Origin of the sequence: Mammaliicoccus sp. J-M40, assembly GCF_022386395.1 — a bacterium.
Taxonomy (GTDB): Bacteria; Bacillota; Bacilli; order Staphylococcales; family Staphylococcaceae; genus Mammaliicoccus; species Mammaliicoccus lentus.
Genome location: NZ_JAJNIQ010000002.1, coordinates 1 through 20747, shown reverse-complemented (window position 1 = coordinate 20747; position 20747 = coordinate 1). Strand labels below are relative to the sequence as shown.

General features: G+C 30.1%; 24 protein-coding genes. 6 read left to right on the top strand and 18 right to left on the bottom strand.

Annotation, left to right across the window (positions count from 1 at the left end):
- Window positions 1–41 precede the first annotated feature (41 nt).
- From melA to LQ688_RS02670, 4 genes are all read right to left on the bottom strand, one after another.
- Complete coding sequence (gene melA / locus LQ688_RS02685) at window positions 42–1340, bottom strand: alpha-glucosidase/alpha-galactosidase (protein WP_239752602.1); 1299 nt, start codon at window positions 1338–1340, stop codon at window positions 42–44.
- 189 nt (window positions 1341–1529) lie between these two features.
- On the bottom strand, window positions 1530–2414 hold the full coding sequence (locus tag LQ688_RS02680) for an AraC family transcriptional regulator (RefSeq protein WP_135032528.1): 885 nt from the start codon (window positions 2412–2414) through the stop codon (window positions 1530–1532).
- A 483-nt stretch (window positions 2415–2897) separates the two neighbouring features.
- A complete protein-coding gene (locus LQ688_RS02675; protein WP_064204788.1) occupies window positions 2898–3563 on the bottom strand; it encodes an ABC transporter ATP-binding protein in 666 nt (221 codons plus the stop codon).
- An 11-nt stretch (window positions 3564–3574) separates the two neighbouring features.
- A complete protein-coding gene (locus LQ688_RS02670; RefSeq protein WP_239752601.1) occupies window positions 3575–4624 on the bottom strand; it encodes an ABC transporter permease in 1050 nt (349 codons plus the stop codon).
- 143 nt (window positions 4625–4767) lie between these two features.
- On the opposite strand from LQ688_RS02670, the gene LQ688_RS02665 reads away from it, so the two are divergent.
- Window positions 4768–5472: a DUF5694 domain-containing protein gene (locus tag LQ688_RS02665; RefSeq protein ID WP_239752599.1), complete on the top strand. Its 705-nt coding sequence runs from the start codon at window positions 4768–4770 to the stop codon at window positions 5470–5472.
- 9 nt (window positions 5473–5481) lie between these two features.
- Window positions 5482–6507: a siderophore ABC transporter substrate-binding protein gene (locus LQ688_RS02660; RefSeq protein ID WP_016998465.1), complete on the top strand. Its 1026-nt coding sequence runs from the start codon at window positions 5482–5484 to the stop codon at window positions 6505–6507.
- Window positions 6508–6572: 65 nt separating this feature from the next.
- Here the strand turns inward: LQ688_RS02660 and LQ688_RS02655 are convergent, their stop codons facing one another.
- The 8 genes from LQ688_RS02655 to LQ688_RS02620 all read right to left on the bottom strand — a co-directional run bounded on the left by LQ688_RS02655 (window position 6573) and on the right by LQ688_RS02620 (window position 14163).
- A complete protein-coding gene (locus tag LQ688_RS02655) occupies window positions 6573–7088 on the bottom strand; it encodes a D-lyxose/D-mannose family sugar isomerase (protein ID WP_239752598.1) in 516 nt (171 codons plus the stop codon).
- Window positions 7089–7100: 12 nt separating this feature from the next.
- Entirely contained in the window at window positions 7101–8198 is a 1098-nt protein-coding gene (locus tag LQ688_RS02650) for a PTS fructose transporter subunit IIC (RefSeq protein WP_239752597.1), read from the bottom strand.
- A gap of 24 nt (window positions 8199–8222) precedes the next feature.
- Window positions 8223–8531 (bottom strand): PTS fructose transporter subunit IIB, encoded by a 309-nt coding sequence (locus LQ688_RS02645; protein ID WP_016998468.1) that lies wholly within the window; start codon window positions 8529–8531, stop codon window positions 8223–8225.
- Between the two features lie 13 nt (window positions 8532–8544).
- Window positions 8545–9411, bottom strand: coding sequence for a ketose-bisphosphate aldolase (locus LQ688_RS02640; RefSeq protein ID WP_016998469.1), 867 nt, complete (start codon window positions 9409–9411; stop codon window positions 8545–8547).
- A 12-nt stretch (window positions 9412–9423) separates the two neighbouring features.
- Window positions 9424–9888 carry a PTS sugar transporter subunit IIA gene (locus LQ688_RS02635; RefSeq protein WP_239724290.1) on the bottom strand — a complete coding sequence of 155 codons (465 nt, stop codon included), beginning with the start codon at window positions 9886–9888 and terminating at the stop codon, window positions 9424–9426.
- Window positions 9889–11361, bottom strand: a complete 1473-nt coding sequence (locus LQ688_RS02630) for a BglG family transcription antiterminator (protein WP_239724288.1) — start codon at window positions 11359–11361, stop codon at window positions 9889–9891. It lies immediately after the preceding gene.
- A 637-nt stretch (window positions 11362–11998) separates the two neighbouring features.
- Window positions 11999–12841, bottom strand: a complete 843-nt coding sequence (locus tag LQ688_RS02625; protein ID WP_239724287.1) for an aldo/keto reductase — start codon at window positions 12839–12841, stop codon at window positions 11999–12001.
- Window positions 12842–12969: 128 nt separating this feature from the next.
- Window positions 12970–14163 carry an FAD-dependent monooxygenase gene (locus LQ688_RS02620; protein ID WP_239752596.1) on the bottom strand — a complete coding sequence of 398 codons (1194 nt, stop codon included), beginning with the start codon at window positions 14161–14163 and terminating at the stop codon, window positions 12970–12972.
- Window positions 14164–14289: 126 nt separating this feature from the next.
- Between LQ688_RS02620 and LQ688_RS02615 the strand changes: the two genes are divergently transcribed.
- Window positions 14290–14820, top strand: a complete 531-nt coding sequence (locus LQ688_RS02615) for a TetR/AcrR family transcriptional regulator (RefSeq protein WP_017001087.1) — start codon at window positions 14290–14292, stop codon at window positions 14818–14820.
- A gap of 30 nt (window positions 14821–14850) precedes the next feature.
- Here the strand turns inward: LQ688_RS02615 and LQ688_RS02610 are convergent, their stop codons facing one another.
- Entirely contained in the window at window positions 14851–15957 is a 1107-nt protein-coding gene (locus LQ688_RS02610) for an acyltransferase family protein (protein ID WP_239747511.1), read from the bottom strand.
- Window positions 15958–16253: 296 nt separating this feature from the next.
- Here LQ688_RS02610 and LQ688_RS02605 point away from each other — a divergent pair, with 296 nt between their 5' ends.
- Together LQ688_RS02605 and nfsA are read left to right on the top strand one after the other, a co-directional pair.
- On the top strand, window positions 16254–16655 hold the full coding sequence (locus LQ688_RS02605; protein WP_016999012.1) for a TetR family transcriptional regulator C-terminal domain-containing protein: 402 nt from the start codon (window positions 16254–16256) through the stop codon (window positions 16653–16655).
- Between the two features lie 189 nt (window positions 16656–16844).
- Window positions 16845–17585, top strand: a complete 741-nt coding sequence (gene nfsA / locus LQ688_RS02600; protein WP_070045446.1) for an oxygen-insensitive NADPH nitroreductase — start codon at window positions 16845–16847, stop codon at window positions 17583–17585.
- Between the two features lie 67 nt (window positions 17586–17652).
- Here the strand turns inward: nfsA and LQ688_RS02595 are convergent, their stop codons facing one another.
- Window positions 17653–17838, bottom strand: a complete 186-nt coding sequence (locus LQ688_RS02595; protein ID WP_016999014.1) for a hypothetical protein — start codon at window positions 17836–17838, stop codon at window positions 17653–17655.
- Window positions 17839–17990: 152 nt separating this feature from the next.
- The gene (locus LQ688_RS02590) at window positions 17991–18695 is read right to left on the bottom strand and encodes a hypothetical protein (RefSeq protein ID WP_016999015.1); all 705 of its coding nucleotides are present in this window, start codon (window positions 18693–18695) and stop codon (window positions 17991–17993) included.
- A 149-nt stretch (window positions 18696–18844) separates the two neighbouring features.
- Between LQ688_RS02590 and LQ688_RS02585 the strand changes: the two genes are divergently transcribed.
- On the top strand, window positions 18845–19201 hold the full coding sequence (locus LQ688_RS02585; RefSeq protein ID WP_017000006.1) for an MmcQ/YjbR family DNA-binding protein: 357 nt from the start codon (window positions 18845–18847) through the stop codon (window positions 19199–19201).
- Window positions 19202–19248: 47 nt separating this feature from the next.
- Here the strand turns inward: LQ688_RS02585 and LQ688_RS02580 are convergent, their stop codons facing one another.
- The 3 genes from LQ688_RS02580 to LQ688_RS02570 form a co-directional block, all read right to left on the bottom strand.
- Window positions 19249–19725: a hypothetical protein gene (locus LQ688_RS02580; protein WP_239724285.1), complete on the bottom strand. Its 477-nt coding sequence runs from the start codon at window positions 19723–19725 to the stop codon at window positions 19249–19251.
- A 22-nt stretch (window positions 19726–19747) separates the two neighbouring features.
- Window positions 19748–20509 (bottom strand): SDR family NAD(P)-dependent oxidoreductase, encoded by a 762-nt coding sequence (locus LQ688_RS02575; protein WP_239752595.1) that lies wholly within the window; start codon window positions 20507–20509, stop codon window positions 19748–19750.
- A 25-nt stretch (window positions 20510–20534) separates the two neighbouring features.
- A partial coding sequence (locus LQ688_RS02570) for an SDR family oxidoreductase (RefSeq protein ID WP_239752593.1) occupies window positions 20535–20747 on the bottom strand: 213 nt, incomplete at its 5' end.

Genomic DNA, 20747 nt, shown 5'->3' with positions numbered 1-20747 from the left:
TAGTGTGATATTTTTGTCTGATATTATTGTTGATTTCACTATTATTCGTAAGTTGGTAACCAGTCGCCATGTGCTTCAATTAAATCGTCACAAAGTGAAATAATATCATCCATAGACAATTCAGAAGCTGTATGCGGATCTAACATAGCTGCTTGATAAATTTTTTTTTTCTTTTGTGTTAATGCCGCTTCAATTGTTAGCAACTGTGTATTAATATTCGTTCTATTCAGTGCAGCCAATTGTTCTGGTAATTCACCAACGTAAGTAGGCGCAATTCCGCTAGCATCTACTAAACAAGGAACTTCAACTACTGTATTTTCTGGTAAGTTACTAATCAAGCCACCTGTATTTAATACGTTACCACCAATTTTATAAGGTTTATTTGTTTCCATCGCTTCGACGATATAAGAACCATATTCGTGTGAACGTTCATGCGTTAAATTTTGATTGTTTACAATATCGTCACGCATATGTTGCCAATCTTCAATTTGATTTACACAACGTCTTGGATATTCATCCAATGGTATATTGAATTTTTCAATTAATTCAGGGTATTGACTCTTAATGAAATATGGATGGTATTCAGCATTATGTTCAGATGATTCTGTGACGTAATATCCAAACTTATCCATTAATTCAAAACGAACCATGTCGTCATGTGTTGTTTTTTGCTTTTCTTTAGCACGTTTTTTGATTTCTGGATATAAATCTTCGCCATCACGTGTTATTTCAAGTAACCATGCCATGTGGTTAATACCTGCAATTTTTGCTTGAATGCGATCAGTTGGTAGTTCTAATGCTTCTAGTAATTCACTTGCACAAACTTGCACACTATGACAAAGTCCAATAGTTTTGATGCCTTCTTTTAACATGATGTTTGTTAAAACCGCCATAGGATTCGTGTAGTTTAAGAACCAAGCATCTGGACAAACTTCTTTCATGTCTTTTGCGAATTCTTGCATAACAGGTATTGTTCTTAAATTACGGAAAATACCTCCAATACCTAAAGTATCTGCAATTGTTTGTCTTAGACCATACTTTTTAGGTACTTCGAAGTCAGTAATTGTAGCTGGATCATAACCACCTACTTGTATTGCATTAATAACATATTTTGCTCCTCTTAATGCTTCTTTACGATTTTTATATGATTTTACTGTGACAGTAGAATTCATACCATTTTTCAAGTTGTTTAACATCATTTCTGAATCGTTTAATCTTTCTTCGTCTATATCATATAATGCAAATTCAAAATCTTGTAACGCATCTACAGTCATACAGTCACCTAATATGTTTTTTGCGAAAACCGTGCTGCCTGCGCCTAAAAATGTTATCTTACTCATTATATTTACTCCTCCTAGCAATAGTTCATTCACTAAAATGTTTTATAAAACTAATATATTTTTAATTAAAAAATAATAATCAAGTTTATGAAAATTATTTTGTAACCGCTATAGCTTATATCTAGATTAGTTGTAAATTGAACTATATTCAATCGTAAATATTTTCAAAAAGAGTAATATATTGCTGTTTTAGTCTGAGAATATTTTATTTACCGCCATCACTGTTGTTTCTCTTCTATAACTATTAGGAGATACGCCAGTTACCTTTTTAAACACTTTACTAAAGTAATTACTCGAGCTAAATCCAACCTCACGAGCTATCCATTCTATGTTTTTTTCATTCATGGATAAGTACGTAAGCGCTTTATTAATTCTTATTTTTGCTAGGTAGTTAATAGGTGTATCATTCATGTACTTTTTAAACTCTCTTGTAAAATGATATTTTGATAAATCAGTAACTTCTACAATATCGTCCAAAGAAATATCATCTTTATAATTCTTTTCAATAAATTGAATAGCCTTAGCTATAGAAAGAGGATAGTTGTTAGGTTGCTGCTGACCATATTCTAAGTACTCTATGTATTTCATCATAAACGTATAAGCACTTGCAGAAGCTTCATACCCATGATTAATACCTAGTGTTTCAACTTTTTCAATTGTTTCTAATATATATTGTATAGGAGCTGAGTGAATGGATAACTTAAATACGTGTCCATAATTATCAAAAATATGCTGTGATAACTTTTCGACCTCTTTACCATAAGTTGTGAAATAAAGAAATTCCCATTCGCTTGAATGTTTAGGTAAATAATATCTATGATCACTCGGCACACGAACAAAGAAAGCTTCACCCGGTTTTATACTATGTGTGCGTCCATTTATACTTAAAGCACCTTCACCTTTTAAAGTATATTGAAAAATATAGACATCTTTCTCTCCTCTATGTAAACCATGCCAATGATAGTCATGTTCTTTACGTAGCTCATATCCAACAGAGTTCAATCCAGCTATTTTATTTTGATAGTCTCCTTTAAATTTAAAACCATAAGCATTATGTTTAAACGTCTTTTCCATAGTAATCCTCCCAAATTTCTTATAACTTTATATATTCGAAATCATGAAACTAATAATTAGTATAATAAAATAAGCGTCTGAGACATAACAATTGTAGGGAGTTGCGTCTCTAACGGGCTAGTTATTTCAGTCTTGCACGTTACATTTTCTAACGGGCAAGAGTTTCTAAACAAGCACGTTAGCCCAATATTTTTCATGATTTTAATGTAATTTTAGCCTGATTACATATGCTAAACTCCCTCTAACGGGCTAGTTATTTTAGTCTTGCACGCTACATTTTCTAACGAGCAAGAATTTCTAAACAAGCACGTTAGAATGAAGCTCACTGGGGTGGCACTAGGAATTTTTAAACAAAATGATATTTCTGTCCTACTCCCATATAAATAAATTCTCCTAATCCGTTAATAAAAATCTAACGGATTAGGAGAATCATTTTGAGCTAGGGATTTCTCTCCCGCTCCTTTATTATTTCATTATTAAATTTTAAGTTCGTTCTGTTAGTTGACCATCTACCATTTCAAATACTTTATCACAATATTTTGTAAGTCGTTGGTCATGTGTCACGATAATACCTAATTTATTTAATTCTTTAGTTTCTTTTCTTAAAATTTCCATTACTTCAATCGCATTTTCAGTATCTAAAGATGCTGTTGGTTCATCTGCTAGTATAACGGATGGTTTAGTATATAATGCTTTAGCAATCGCTACTCTTTGTTTCTGTCCACCTGATATTTCGCTCGGTAATTGATTTAAAATTTTATTTAAACCTAATTGTTTTAATAAGCGATCTAGTTCATCTTTTGACATGACATCTTTTTTCACTTTTTTCAAAAGCTCAAATTGCTGGTTTACAGTTAAAAACGGTATTAAATTACTCGTCTGTAAGATGAAACCTATTTCTCTTAATCTTAATTTTGATAAAGCTTTTTCATTAAAATGATTAATTTCTTTCCCGTTTAATAAAACTTTTCCTTCAGTAGGTAATTGTAGCGCACCTGCCATCGTTAACAATGTACTTTTACCTGACCCAGAAGGACCGATTATTGCAACGAGTTCACCTTTTTCTAAACTGAAGTTTGTTGATTTTACTGCTTCAATAGTATCATTACCGTCTTTAAATGATTTCGTAACATTTTCAAATGATAACATCTAAGTCCCTCCTATCCTATAACTTTTAATGGTTCTACTTTTCTAATGCTTAATACTGAGAATAAGCTACCTAAAATTGCTACGATTATTAATACAATTGCATATAGAAGCATCGTTAAATAATCAAATTTAATCGGGACTATCTCAGGTAGAAATGTTCCTGTTAGCACTGTTAAACCAAAACCAATTATTGTACCGATTAGTGCGATAATGATAGTTTGACTCATCACTGAACGTGCTAAGAAACCATTTGTAATACCTTGTGCTTTTAACACACCAAATAAGTTTTTCTTTTGTAATGTAATAATGTATAAGAAAATACCAATTACCATTGCTGAAATTGCAAATAAGAATACAATCATAAATGTTAGTGTTAGATTTTGTTCTTTATAACCTGGTAATTTCGTAATAAATGATTCAATTTCATTTACTTCTAAATCATTATTTAATTTAACGTCTTTCCAATTTTTATCTTTAACAACAAGTGCATTAATATTATCACCTTTAAGCATTGGGTTAAGCTTTTCAATCGTACCATTATTTGTAAATAATACAGGCGAAGCATTAAATTTTGCACTTTCAGAGAATCCTACTATTTCAAGTTTTTCATCACTATTAGATAACGTAAGTTCATCACCAATTTTAAAGCCTTTCGTTTTTAAAGTATGATCTGCTACAACTTCATTATCTTTTTTAAATAACTTCCCTTTTTCTAATTTAGGCATGAGGAAACCTTTAGAATCTATACCAAACACCGTAGCATTTTCTTTTCTATCACCGTTTGATGTAATGACAGCAGTTTGTTTCAAGCCTTCGCTATTCTCAAATTTACCATCAACTTTATCTGTATCAATAGAAGATTGAGCAATTGTTTGGTTAGCATCTTTATTCAATACAATTGCATTTGCTTTCCAAATATCAATACCTTCTCTATTCATATTCATTAAACCGTTTGCCAAACCTGACAATAAAAACAGTAAATAACTAATCATAATTAGTACGCCAATAATTAAACCGAATTTCAATTTATTTCGACGCATTTCGTTCCATGCTAAGAACATTTCGCCAACTCCTCCATAAGTAAAAAATAATTCAATAACAATTATAGCATTTTCATATGGCAATTAATTAAAAGACGTAATATTGTAAAAAAATAAACTATACTGTATAATTGAGAACAATTATCAATTAAGGAGGTACTATATTGACTTTAAAAGAAATATGTATTGTTGGTACACCTCACATTAGACTCGACCAAGGTTCTGATACTTTTAAAGAATCATACGAGAAATACATAGAAGAATCTTCGATTATTATAAAGAAAATTGCACAATATTCACCCGACCTCATCACGATTGAATGGGATACAAGAGAGTCACTTCGCTTAAAGAAAGAATTTAAACAAATAATTAATCAACAACTTCCTCACCTATTAAACGAGCATCATTTCATAGCTATGCCTTTAGCACATCAATTAGGCTTATCTGAAGTGTTGCCAATAGATTTTAATCAAATGCAAACACGTAAAATTCGCGTAAGTTTTGCTGACGAATATTTAGAAAATGCAGACGAAAAACTATATCAATATATGAATAATGCAAAAAATAAACACCAACTTTCCAAAAATCAACCCACTATATTATATGAAAAATTAACAGAACACAAAGAAGGACCTATACCTTTAGAGCAAGTATTTGCCATTCGTTCATTAGCAGATAGTCCAGGAATAGCTTTTGCATTAGAATGGTCTGAAAGAAATCACATCATGGCGACAAACATTATCAAAGCAGCATTAAATCACGAAAGAACTATAGTATTTACAGGTATGAGCCACGTTAGATTTTTAGAATTCATTATTGAATCAACTGGATTATTTAAAGTAATCCCTTCACAAGACATACTAAAATAGGAGAATAAAATGAAAAAATTAATCATATTTCTAGCACTTTGTTTAGTATTAGCTGCATGTAGTCAAAGTAATGAAAATAAAGCTCAAAGTAATGATAAAAAAGAAACTGTTAAAATAAAACAAAAGTATGAACTACGCGGTAAATATAAAGATGGCCGAGATGCAGAGAATAAAGAAGAAGAAGTAACCGTGCCCAAAAATCCACAAAAAATCGTAACATTTGATTATGGAGCTGCAGATATTATTAAATCACTTGGTAAAGAAAACAGTGTCGCCGGTATCTCAATAGGTTCAAGCACTTCGATGTTACCTGAAGAACTTAAAAACTTCACAGATGATAAATATAAAAATGTTGGAGAATTAGGAAAACCAAATTTTGAAAAAATCGCTGAAATCGACCCAGATTTAATTATATTTTCTAACAGAACAGCAAGTAGCGAAACTTTAAAAGAATTTAAAAAAGCCGCACCTGACGCAGCCTTAGTTTACATAGGATCAGACGACAATAATGTAGTAAAATCAGTCAATGACAACACGAAAAAATTAGGTAAAATCTTAGATAAAGAAGATAAAGCAACAGAATTAACAAATCAATTAACCAATGAAGAAACTAAGGCTAAAAACCAAGCAAAAAAAGTCGATGATTCCATTATGTTATTACTTGTAAGCCAAGGAGAATTATCTACATACGGACCAGGCGGAAGATTCGGCGGTTTATTATACGATCAACTAGGATTTAAACCAGCAGATAAAGATATAAAACCAAACCCACACGGACAACCCGTTAGCTTCGAATACGTCTCATCTAAAAAACCAGAAGTTATATTTGCAATGGATAGAGATGAAGCCACTGACGGTAAAGGAACGAGCGAGAAAGTGTTATCAAACGATGTATTAAAAAATGTCCCCGCAGTTAAAGACGACAATATTATCAATCTAGACGCAAAATCATGGTACTTCTCATCAGGCGGTATCAAATCAACAATCAAACAAATACAAGAAATACAAAACATCGCGAAAAAATTACAAGAATGATAAGAAGAAACGACTAATCCGAGTTGGATTAGTCGTTTCTTACTTTTATTAAATATATACTCTTATTATCTAACTACATTTGTATCTGTAAATATATCTAATTCATCTCTACTAGTTGTAGAAAACTCGGAAATAACTGCACCTTTTGAACCTGATTGAAACCAATGTTTCGTATTAGAAGGTATAGTATATTGTTCTCCTGGATGAAGTTGGATTTCATGAAAAACTGTATAAAAATCTTCTTTACCTTGCGGGATAGTGGCTTTAATATGATTAGGATTGCTTTCTCCTTCAACATATAAAAATACTTTCCCTTTTCTACACCTAAATGTTTCGATTTTTCCAGGTTCATTGACAAGTTTTGGATGAATATGTTCAGGACAAGTCTGATGAGGTAATAAGACCATTTCTTTTGCACAATAACCATTTTCATTAATATAAACAATTAAATTTAATCCTTCAATTTCAATATTATTTAGTCCAAAATCTGCAAATTCAATATTTTTAATTTCTTTTTCAGTAAATACTATATTCGAATTTTCAAATTGATATCTCACTTGCTTTTCATATTCTTGATTCATTATTATCACCTTTTATGAAATTTTAAGATCATCCCATGAAACGTCTTCTTCTTCTTTCTTTTCCTTAATTACGATTTCTTCATTTACATCAACACGTTTTTTTAAGATTAAAATTGTGATTGCTGTTGCCAATGATCCAATTAGTAAAGCGAATATAAAACTTAAAGGTTTTGTCATAGTAGGTAGCGCAAACATTCCTGATGCTGGAATATGACTATCTGCTCCCCATAACATGCTTAATCCACCACCTATTGCTCCACCAATCCCAGTTGCGATAATATTTCTACCTAAATCATTAAGTACAATCGGGAAACAACCTTCTGTTATTTGACAAATCCCCATAGGAAACGCTGTTTTTAAAGTAGTAATTTCTTGTTTGTTGAAAATATTTTTCTTCACTAACTTTCCTAAAAAGTATGCAATAGTTAAACCAAACGGAGTAACCATTGAAGCGAGTATTAGTACTGTTACAGGTTCATAAATACCTTCCGAAAATAAAGCGAATACAAAAGCAAATACAACTTTATTTATAGGACCCCCGTAATCTATGGATGATAATACACCTATAACAGCTCCATATAAGAATAATGATGATGTATTCAAATTACCAAGATACGTAGTAATCAGCTCTGTAAACCAAGTAATTGGTGTTCCAACAACATAATACATGATGACACCAGCTATGAAGGTACTAAGGAATGGGAATACAAGGGTCGGCATTAAACCTTCCATCCAATTTGGAACTTTAATATAAGTTGTTAAAAGTATTACTACAACACCCGCAATATAGCCACTAACAATCCCTCCTAAAAATCCTGCTTCTATACCTGATGCAACCATTCCAACAATTAATCCAGGAGCAATCCCCGGCTTATCGGCTATTGAATATGCTATTGCAGTAGAAACAATCATAGGCAATAAACTCAAACCAGATCCACCCATGGTTGTCATTGCATCAGAGAACTTAAATCCATTTTTAAAGTTCTCAATTTCTTCACCACCAGTTAAATTACCTATAGCTAATAAAAAACCAGATGCCACAATAATTGGTAAAAAGAAAGATATTGCAGTCATCAAATGTTGTTTAAACCCTATTTCTTTGAGTATCATAAATTATCAAACCCCTCTATTGATTTAAATCGTCAATTCTTCTAATTTTTCAACTAATTTTGTCGGAGATTTAACAACTAAACTTGTGGGTACTTCAACTACTTTTTTCCCTTCAAATCTTTCGCGGCCACCTATTTTAATATCTGCTGCTATTAATACTACATCTGCATTATCTATATCTTTTTGTTCTAATTCATCTTGTGTCCCCGATAAACCTTGAGTTTCTAAACTAATCACATGCCCTCTATCTTCAGCTACATTGGTCAATTTCTCTTTCGCTATATAAGTGTGTGCAATTCCAGCTGTACATGCCGCAATACCTACAATATTCATAATTTTTCACTCCTTAATATAAATTAGCTTTATCAACTGAATTGAATAAATTTATTTTTTCTACAGCTATTTTCTTAGTTTCTTCTATACAAGAAGGAAATAAAACATTTGGTTCTCTTGCTTCGTTATCTTCCCCTTCAAGTACTTCACGCAACTTATTTGTGAATGCAATTTTGATATCACTTGATATATTGATTTTATTTATACCTAATTTGACTGCTTCTTGTATTTCATTATCAGGATTACTAGATCCTCCATGTAGTACTAATGGAATATCTGTCAAATCACTGGTTTTTTTCAATATATCTAGTTTTAATTCGGGCTTCATATTTTTGGGATATATACCGTGAGCAGTTCCTATAGCAATTGCTAAACTATCCACTCCCGTTCTTTCTAAAAACTCTTGAGCGGTAGAAGGATCTGTATATATAACTTCAGAGACGCCCCCTTCTACAGTATTACCAGTGTCACCAATCGTTCCTAATTCCGCTTCAACCGATACACCGACTGGATGCGCGATACTAACTACTTTTTTAGTAACTTCTATATTTTCTTCAAACGATAAATGAGAGGCGTCAATCATTACTGAAGTAAAACCAAGTTGAATCGCATGTATAACTTGTTCATAACTTGCACCATGATCTAAATGTATACAGACTGGAACATTGCTGTTGTTTGCAAAATACTTCACTTGTGCTACAAAGCTATCTGTTAAAAATTTTAATTCATCTGGATGAATAGCAATCATTACAGGTGATTTTGTTTCTTCACATGCCTGCATAACTGCATCAAGTAATTGTCCTGAACCTGCATTAAAAGCTGGAACTGCGAATTTATTTTCATTTGCTACCTTTAAAATTTCTTTTCCACTGATTAACATATAAATCTCTCCTTATGAATTAATGATTAAATCGTATAACTCTTCTTTATTTTCAATGTTTTTTAACTGTTTTATAAATGTTTCCCTTGCCAATAATGTAGCTACCTTTTGTAACAAGACTATGTGTGTTGTGGTTGCGTCTGTATCTTTTACAGCAAATAAAATGACTACTTTAACGTCTTGGTCATCTAAAGTCTCCCATTCAATTTCATTTTTAAGAACTGCTATGGCTACAGTTGTTTCATCTACGGATATAGACTTGCCATGAGGAATGGCAATACCATCTCCTATACCTGTTACGCCTTCTTTTTCTCTCAAATAAATATCATTTAGAAACGATTGATAATCGTTAATATATTGTTTTTCTTGTAGCAATAAACAAAGTTCTTTTAAAATTGTATCTTTATCAGTTGCTTGACTATTTATAATCATTAAGTCTTTATTTATAATTTTTTTTAAATTAATGGTATCTTCCATTTAGTTCAGCTCCTTTAATGAATAATCAATCAGATCTATGTCTTTATCAGAAAGTACAGGGCTAATACAAATAACTGGTTTTTCAAAATGCTTATTTTCTACTCTTATCGTAGAAAAAATAATATCCACTTCTTCATCAATAAATTCACTATTTTTTTGCATTTGTCTATGACTCATAGTAGAAACGATTTTCAAATTAGGGAAACTGTTTTTTAGCCTAATTTGTAGTAATTCTGAAGTACCGATACCAGTTGAACATACAAGTAACACTTTTTTTCTATGTTCCTTTTCTAATTTGTATTTTTCAAAATATAAAGAAATATACCCCACTTCTGCTTCATCTATATCTCCATATTCATTTAAATTTTTATTAATTTCATTAGAAATTTCTAACACTTTTAAAAATGTTTCTTTATATTCTAAGATCAATTCTTTTAACATATTGTTCTCAAGTTTAATTCCCATTCTTATTCTTCCTATCATAGGTAAGATATGATTATATAAGTCTTGATATAATTTTTCATTTTCATTTACTTCTTCTTCATTGATATCAAAAAACCGAGATACAAATTCTATTGTTATCTTATTCGCGTTAAGCTTGTCTTTTTTTATGTACTCTTTTTTTTCAATATTTAAAGAATACAAATTTTGAAATATAAAAAATGATTCTAGTTCATGCAGATCATAGCAAAGGTGTTTACTTAAATTTCGAGTTAAAATATCTGCAATAGTTTTTATTTCTTTATTTCGATTCATTTTATTTTTTTCTTCTTCATCCAATGCATCTTGATTTTCCAACTGATTAACTCTACCTTCTCGATATCTCTTTAAGAGCATATATAAATGTGTGAAGATACTGACATCATATGGATAATAAAGATTTACCTCTAAGTTTTCTTCAATTAAAGATATTTGCTTATCTAGAAAATGTTTATCAGAAGCATTTATATCTAATCCTAAATCCCCAAGCACTTGATTTTTATTAATAGTAAGTAATATCGAATTTATTGCTCTTCTAATATCTATCTCTTCACCTTTTACATATAATAAATTATGCATGTTGTAGACATCGATATTAAATTCATTTAAATATTCAATAATACTTCTGATGCGCCTTTCTTCAGTACTTTCACTCATATAACTATCACAAAAAATATGATTCTTCCTTAACTTTTTGGGATGTTGAAAAAGTAAGGTTAACATTGTCTCTAGTAAAAAATTTTCTTCTTTAATTGTTACAATTGAGTAAATATTTTTATCAATATAAAATTTATTAATTTTATATCCTTTACCAGTTTCTGACTCTATCATCCTTTCTCCATATTGATCTTTGGTAATTTCATTAATTTTTTTAACAAGTCTATAAATCGTTTTAGAAGACACCAATAATTTATCGGATATTTCATTTGCAGCAACAAAATCATAAAAGTTCAAATAATTAATTACTTGTTCTTCCTTGGAACTAAATAACATATCATCACCCCCGATATGTAATATTATACTTAATTTGTAATCGTTTACACTTCAATCTATGTCCTTAACTATGGACAATCATTATTTGTAAAAAGTTTCTAATTTACTAGCTTATCTATAATAGCAATATTAAAAAGTGATAACACCACAGTTTTTAGCAATTATTACTTAGTGTTTTTCAATAATTTAATTGAGGTTATTAATAAAAAGGTAATTAAGGAGAGCGACATGTTATTGTTAAAGACATGTTTTATGAGTTGTGACAATAAGACTATCCTTATTGACACGTTTTGCGAGTTGTGACAATATGCCTACCCTTGTTGACATGTTTTATGAGTTGTGAAAATATGGCTACCTTTGTTGACACGTTTCGTAAGTTATGACAATAAGACTATCCTTGTTGACACGTTTTGCGAGTTGTGACAATATGGCTATCCTTGTTGACACGTTTTACAAGTTGTGACAATATAGCTACCTTTGTTGACACGTTTTGCGAGTTGTGACAATATGCCTACCCTTGTTGACACGTTTTGTGAGTTGTGACAATAAGGACATTACACCTGATATAATTCACCGTATTAAAAATAAAAAAATAACGAGTCCGAGACAACTATTTATGTCTCGGACTCGTACCTTATTAATACAATGCTAATGGTTCTTTAGTTGTTGGCGACGGGAATTCTGAATCGATTTTTTGAATATCTTCTTCGGTTAAATGAATATTACTGGCTCCCATATTATTTTCAATATGAAGTTTGTTAGATGATTTAGGTATAGCTAATGTATGACCATCTCTAATATTCCATGCTAACAGTATTTGAAATACGTCAACTTCATATTTTCTAGACAATTCTAGAAGAACAGGACTTTTAGTTAAATTTTTACCTAGTTTATCTCCCCTAGCTATAGGTGCATATGATATTAAGGCAATGTTATTTTCTCTCATAAATGGTTTTAAATCATATTCTATTCCTCGATCACCTATATTATATCTAACTTGATTAGCTACACATTCATGACCATTAGGTAAACTAAGTAAATGTTTCATATCGCTCGTATCAAAATTTGATACGCCCCATTCTTTTATTTTTCCTAAATTTTTCGCTTCTTCAAATGCGCTAATTGTTTCTTCTAAAGGATACTGGCTTTTCCAATGTAATAAATATAAATCAATATAATCTGTACGTAGTCTTTTTAAACTGTTATCTATACTTGTTAATACTTTATCCCTCGATGCATTTTCAGGATGCACTTTTGAGATAATATATAATTTTTCTCTATCATAAGATTGTATTGCTTCACCTATTAACTCTTCTGATGCGCCATCGCCATACATTTCAGCCGTATCAATTACATTTGCGCCTTGGTTTATAGCGAATTGAATAGCATCAATCTCCTCTTGATGAATATTTGAATCGTCGCCCATTTTCCAAGTTCCTAATCCAACCGGTTCTATACTCATATCTTTTATATTTACCATAACTACACCTCATTTTGTATAATGTGCATTAGTTTCATACTTTAATGGTAAATGTTTTAGTGTATTATTACAAATAACTGTTTTACATAAATAGTAATGCTTATAGGGCAAAGTTAGGAATTTACATATTAGTCATTTAATTTTGGATAATCTATTACTCTCGTTATATCAATAAGATCTTGAGAGCCCATGTTTTCTTCTGTTATATTTTCAATTTGTTTTAAAATAGCATTTCTTTTTTCTATTTCTTCATCATTTTTAGGATATAAAATTGATGAACCGTCATTTTCTACAGCATTTTGATTTATCTCTGCAAATGGTTTCATATATTTTTCGTAAGCAATAAAAGCATCTTTAATACTATTGTTCTTCTTTAATTCATCAGCTAAAATATATGCTCCTATCATTGCTAAACTTGAACCTTGTCCTGTTAAGAAGGATGGGGCATGTGCTGCATCTCCAACTAATACTGCTCGATTTTCCGCCCATTGATCCATAATAATTTGAGTTGTCGTATCAAAATATATATCTTCAGTTTGTTCTAATGTTTCTAAAAGATTTGGAGCTATACCACCTACGTCTTTAAATTTATCTTTGACTAATTTTTTGTGACCTTCTATATCTCTATGGTTTACAGAAGGTTCTTCTTCATCACTAAAGATTAAAAACGCATGTACTGATTCTTTGTTTTCAGTAGCATACATGATAGCTGTTCTGCCTGGTTCAGAATAAATCATACCTTCTTTATACATATCTAAATAGTTCTCTACTGTAAATCCAGTAAAACAATGTCCTAAATAATTTGTGAATTGACTTTCTTCGCCAAATGTTAATTTTCTTGTATTAGAATGTATACCATCTGCTCCAACTACTAAATCATAGCTGCCTTGCTTTCCACTTTCTAATTCAATTTCAACTCCATTATCTAAATGGTTCATTGTTTTAATAGAATCATTAAAAATGAGATTTATATCATTTTCTTCAACACATTTATACAAAGCTGTTGTTAAATCACCTCTTGGTATTTCAATATCTTCGTTTGCTTTCATAGTAGCATCTGTAAATTGCGAGATTATACTATTGTCATTATCAAGAATTTTAAATTTCATATTGTTTAAATTTTGAGCTTTTAATTCATCATATATATCCATCATTTTAACGATATTAATGGCACTACCTCTCACATCTATAGGGTAACCTCCACCTCTAATTTTTGATGCTTTTTCAACGATTGTTACCTCAAAACCTTTTTTATTTAGCCAATATGCTGAAGTAAGTCCTGCAATGCTAGCGCCAGAAACTAATATTTTTAATTTTTTCATGTTTCATCATCCTTTATTATTAATTGACACTCAGTGCCACTAATTAAAATATAACTTATTTGGCACTCAGTGTCAAAATAAAAAGATTATGCTATAATGTTGTTAAAAGTTTTGGAGGACAATTAAATGAAAGAAGATACTAGAAAGCAAATACTTGAAATTGCAGATAAATTATTCGAAGAAAACGGATATGATAAAACAAGTATGGATAAAATTGCTAAAGAATCAGGTGTTTCAAGACGTACACTTTTTAGATATTTTGAATCGAAAAGCGAAATTTTGTTTCTAAGCAATAACGATTTATTAAAAAACACTTTAGATGAATTTTTAGATGGAAGTTATACATTGGAAAGTATTACGCAAAAATTAATTAATGTATTAGATAATGCATCACACGAAGATAAAGTGAATTATATGGAATCAATGAAGAGACTTAAAACAGAACCAGATTTCCAATCTCAAATACTATATAAAATATTAAAAATACTACCACAATTTCCTTCAAGCGAGTCAGACTCCTCGGATGTATTAAAAGGTGCACTATTCGGAAATATACTCGTAGCTTGGTCTAAAATCATTGAAAATCCTACGGTTGATTCATTAGATTTAATAAAAGAACAAATAATTGAATTTCAAAAAAGATTTTTAGAAAACTAAATAACCCCAATCAAATGGATTGGGGTACACCTATATACTTGATTTTAAACGTGATTTTTCTACTGCTAAATTTTTGATTAATAAAACTAATAAGGAAATTAAAATTGTAATAACAATAGTGACGAATATGGCACTGAGGGCATAGTAACTACCTATTAAATGATACTTTTTAATAATATTTTCTATTACACCTATTATTGGTAAATGAATAATGTACATAGTAAAACTGCATTTACTCAGTGTTTTAATAAAAGCATTTTCTTTATTAAAATATTTATAGAACAACTTGAAAATAACTAACATGATGCTCACACCAAATAAAGCTTCCCAAAATGAATACAATATAGAAGCTAATGATAAACCACCTGAAAATGAAAAGTCAGATATACCGATAATTACTGCGGCTAAATATATTGGCAAACTTAATAAGATATAAAAAATACTTAATTTCCATTTAGTATTTTTTATTTTTTCTAATAAATTAAACTTAAATGCTACAATTCCTAACATGAAAGCAATTAAATATTGTGGCAGATCCCCTATACTTGGTGTGAATTTTAATAACCAATCGTAAATCACTGTACTGATTAACGGCTCCCCTCCAATTAATGGCATAAATACTCTCCAAACATAGAGAACAAGTGCATATAAAATAATAAAATAAATTATATTTAATTTTAATATTGGCATTTTAAAATTTGTGTATTTTTTAATTAATACATATCCAAGATTAAATATAAACAACATGGCAATAAACCATAAAGGACCTATATTCATACTCTTGAAAAATACATTTATATCGTATGTTTTGTTAAATATAAAATATTCACTTATAGGTTGAATTTGGCTAAGAATAATAAAATAAAAAATAATAGGTAATACTAATTTTTTAAAACGCTGCTTTAAAAATAGTTGACTGCCCTTCCGATTATATGAGTTTTCAACAAATAACCCTGAGATTAAAAAGAATCCACCCATAAAAAATGCTTGGTTAAAACTAACGAGTAGAGAACTAATCCCATTTATAGACTCATTGACCTCCCCAGATAATACATAGCTCATTAAAGAATGATGAGTGATAACAAGCAATGCGAAAAATAATTTGATATTATCTAGGTACGTTATATGCTTTTGCATAAACTACCTCCTTCAAAAGTACACACTAACTTTAATACAGTTGTATTAAAAATTCAATAAGTTTATAATATTAATCGAGGTGAAAAATAATTAATAAAAAATCTGAACAAAAGAAAAAAGAAATTAGTAATGTAATAATAAAGCTTATATATAGGGATGGATTAGATACTGTAAGCTTTAGAAAAATATCTAATGAATCAGGATGGTCATTAGGATCTATTCAAAATTTCTTTGGAAATCAACAAAGTTTATTAATTTTTATTTTTAAAATAATCAGTGAAAATGGCCAAAAAAGAATGGAAAAACAAAATTTATTTGTAAATAAAATAGATTTTGAAGAATTTATAAATTTTGCATTACAACTGTTACCTTTAGACAAAGAAAGAGAAATTGAATTTGTAGCATGGACAGCGCTAGTAAATAAATCGTTATCCAATGAAGATATGAGGAAAGTCGCTCACGACAATTTATTAAAAAATTACGAAGGTATAAAACAAGTTTTTAAATTAATGGTAGACTCTGGTATTTTCAAAGCAACTTTAGATATCAATAAATCGACTAACGAGTTTTACTCATTTTTAGAAGGCTTATCACAGCATAGCTTATTATTACGTGACTATTATAATGATAAATTGTTAAAGGATCTTGTTGAAAGGTTTGTAAAATCTAATTATTTGGACAAAGACTTAAATAATTAGACTAGTGAAATCATAAAAAATTTATACATTTTAAAAATCTTTAAAATTTCCCTACTCTCTAACCACTATCACTACACAAAGGTACGATTTTTAATACTATGTATTATTATTTTGCCTTCTTCCATATGAATACTGAGTGGTTTAATATGCTATATATCATAAAGCATTAAATTAAGAGAGGGATTAATAATGAATGAAACTATAAATTTATTACAGAATCACAGTTCAGTACGAAAGTTTAAAAATAAACCTTTAACTGATGAACAAGTAAACCATATTTTCAAATCTGCTAATCAAGCGTCATCGTTTAGTTTGCTTCAAGCTGTTTCTATTATAAGAATCACTGATGAGGATACAAGAAAAGCTATAATGGAATTAAGTGGCCCTCAAAGTTATATTCAAGAAGCTTCTGAATTCTGGATATTTGTTTCAGATTTCAATCGAAATCATCAAATTGCACCAAATGTTGATATAACTTATACAGAATTTTTACAAATAGGTGCTGTAGATGTTGGTCTAATGGCTCAAAATGCTATGATTGCAGCTGAATCAATGGGATTAGGTGGCGTTTATATCGGTGGAGTAAGATTAAATATTGAAAAACTATCAGAATTACTCGAACTTCCTAAGTATGTTATTCCATTAGTTGGTCTATGCATTGGTTATCCTGCTGAAGAAAAAGCACAGTTGAAACCTAGGTTACCAAAAGAAGTTGTAATGCATCATAATAAATATGAAGAATTTAGCTTAGAAGATATAGAAGATTACGATCAAGAAATGAAGAAATATTATGAGAACAGACCAATAAGAGCGCCCTTTACAGCTAAAAAAGTTAAAGGTTGGAGTGACCATATTGATGATCACTTGGAAAGAAGTATTCAACCGAATATGTTGAGTTACCTTAACAAGCAAGGTTATGCTGTAAAGTAAGTTTTTAAAGATTAATAATAAAAAGAGCCTTAAATATAAGGCTCTTTTTATTATTAAATTTATATAGTCATTTAACACGTTTAACGACATTACCGGTTATTATTAAAATAATTCCAATTACACATCCAATTATTACAGGAATAGAAAAAGATTCTTCAAGAAATAATATATTAATTAAGCCCCATATAAAGAAGAGAACTATAATAGAAACACCATAAAACAAGAACTTTTTAGATAACTTTTCTACATTCATTTATAAATAACCTCCAAAACGAACAATTTTATTCTTGTATAAATTATATCATTTTATTGGTTAATGAAACTTATAGTTAAAGACTTTTTATTATTAATAAAAAAATCTTCCGTTAAAATTTGTAACGGAAGATCTTTAATTTATTGATATTTTTATACAGCTAAAAACTCTAAACGTTGTCTTTCATGCTTATCAATTACAATTTGTGAAGCATCAACGCCTAATTCAATTAAGTTTTTAATGTTTTGAGCTACGAACTCATCACTACCTACAATATAAAATAGGTCATTCTCTTCTGGTTTAATACTATTCACTTCTTCATAGTACGCTTGTCTGCTATCCACAAATTTTGAGGTGAATTTTTTATCTGGAACAGAATTAAATATATCATTGAATAAAAATTCTGAAGATGAATCAACGTTTATAGAATGTATTTTATGAACGCCTTCATTATCTTCTAAATACTTTAGTACTAATGGTCTAAACGTTGCTAACCCTACTCCTGAAGATAATAAGTAGACATTTTTATTTTCTCTCTTTAATGGAACGTTAGAATGCGTTTTAAAAATCGCTACTTCATGGCCAACATCTAAATTTCTTAAAATTTGTTTGAACTCAGAGCATTGCTCTCGTATTCTCGTAGTAATCCCGATTGTATTCTCATTAGGTACAGTGGATATGGACATATGTCTTACCAAACTCTTATTTGGTTTTTCACCTTCATTGAATCCTTTCAAACCAAAGTGCGTATGCGCGCCTTCTTCCCAAGTAAACCCTTCTGGACAATCCAGCAAATAAGTCTTAATTTCAGATGTTTCATCTATAATTTTATTTATTTTAGTCCAATATATCTGCATTAATATATCCTCCTGTTCATTTATATCTATCTACTCAATATACCTTAAATGATAATGATTATCAATTAAATTGAATAGATATTTTAATTGCTTACCGATTACCAAATATCCCTCTAGGGTAAACTGATATATAAGGAGAAGGTGATTGGATGATAACACGTGAAGAAATTTTTGATTTTGTTAGGGATAAATATAATATAAAGCCAGATTACCCTTGGGAAAAGTATTCTAATTATGCTGCTTTGAGACATAAAGATAATAAAAAATGGTTCGGGCTAGTTATGGATATTACTTCTGACAAAATCGGTTTAAATACTGATGAACATATTGATGTTATTAATCTTAAAGTTAGAAAAGAGTTTATAGGCCCTTTAAGAAAAAAAGAAGGATTTTATCGTGCTTATCACATGGATAAATCTAATTGGATTACGATTAATTTGAAAGAGATAAATACAATTAATGAAATTAAAGATTTAATTGCTGAAAGTTATGAATTAACGACATAAAGTTTTACTATATAAAACAAGAGCCTGGGCTCTTGTTTATTTAAATATTAATCATATTTCGTTACAATCAAAATGTTTTTGTTAGGATTTTTCTTTTCAATCACTTTATAATATTTATCAGTAGATTTTGAATAGTATTTATAAACACCATCAGAAAATTCATCGACTTTTTTAGCATCTTTCTGCATAAATTCTTCTGGCGATACGTCATCATTTGATTTGTTGATAACTTTTATAATAATATTGCCTTCACCTAAAATATATTTTGTTTGTGTTGCTTCGTCATAATAAGCACCTTGTTCTTTACGATCACTTAAAGTAAGGTCTCCATATACAACGTTTTCTTGTTGTTTAGGTTCTTCTTTTTCTTCTGACTTTTCTTCAGTTTTAGAATCTGTCTTACTTACTTTTTCTTCTTTATTAGAATCTTGATTCTCTTGTTCACTCTTATCATTGCTTTCTGAAGTACTACATGAAGCTAATAACAATAACGCTATTAACGTAGTAAAATAAAGTTTTTTCATCTACAACACCTTTTATTATTATTTATTCTGCAGTTTCTCCGCCGTCTACTGGAAGATTAACACCGGTAATAAATGAAGATTGTTCTGAACATAACCAGACAGCCGCGTTTGCTTGTTCATTTGCTACGCCCATGCGTCCCATTGGAATACCCGCTTCAAATGCTTTCGCTTGTTCTTCAGCATTTTTACTCCAAGTTTCAACTGCTGAAGTTCTTGTCATACCTGGGCAAATTGAATTAATACGTATATTTTGCTTACCAAATTCTAAAGCAGCACTTTTAGTTAATCCGTTCACACCGTGTTTAGCTGAGATGTATGGTGATAAACCAGGTGTACCGACTAAACCTCCAGTAGAAGCTGTATTGACGATAGCTCCTCCACCAGACTCAAGCATAGCAGGTATTTCATATTTTAAACATAAAAATGTACCAGTCAACGTAACATCTATCGCACGCTGCCATTGTTCTGTTTTAATTTCTGTTACTGGAGCTGTTGGTGCACCAATTCCAGCATTATTGTATGCCCAATCTAATCGACCAAATTGTTCAACAGTTTCGTTTACTAAGTTTTTAACATCTTCTTCTTCAGCAACATTACATTTAATAAATTGAGCTGTTCCACCTTGTTCTTTAATTAATCTAACCGTTTCATTTCCACCCTCTAAAGAAATATCCGAAACGATTACAGTAGCACCAGCTTTCGCAAAGGCTAACGCGCTTGCTCTACCAATACCATCTCCAGCACCAGTTACAATTCCGACTTTATTTGTCATTAAGTTTTCCATTATTTACCCCTCTATCTCTATATTTTTAATATAATTTAATACTGCCGCCGTCTACCATAACTGTTTGTCCTGTAACGTATTGAGAATCACTACTAGCTAAAAATACTGCTACTGGTCCAATATCATTTTCTACATCTCCAAATTTTAAATATGTCCATATAATTGTGTAATAAAAAAAGAGCCAAATATAGCTCACTTTAGTACAATGTAATCGACTAAGAAAATATTGTAGAGGTGA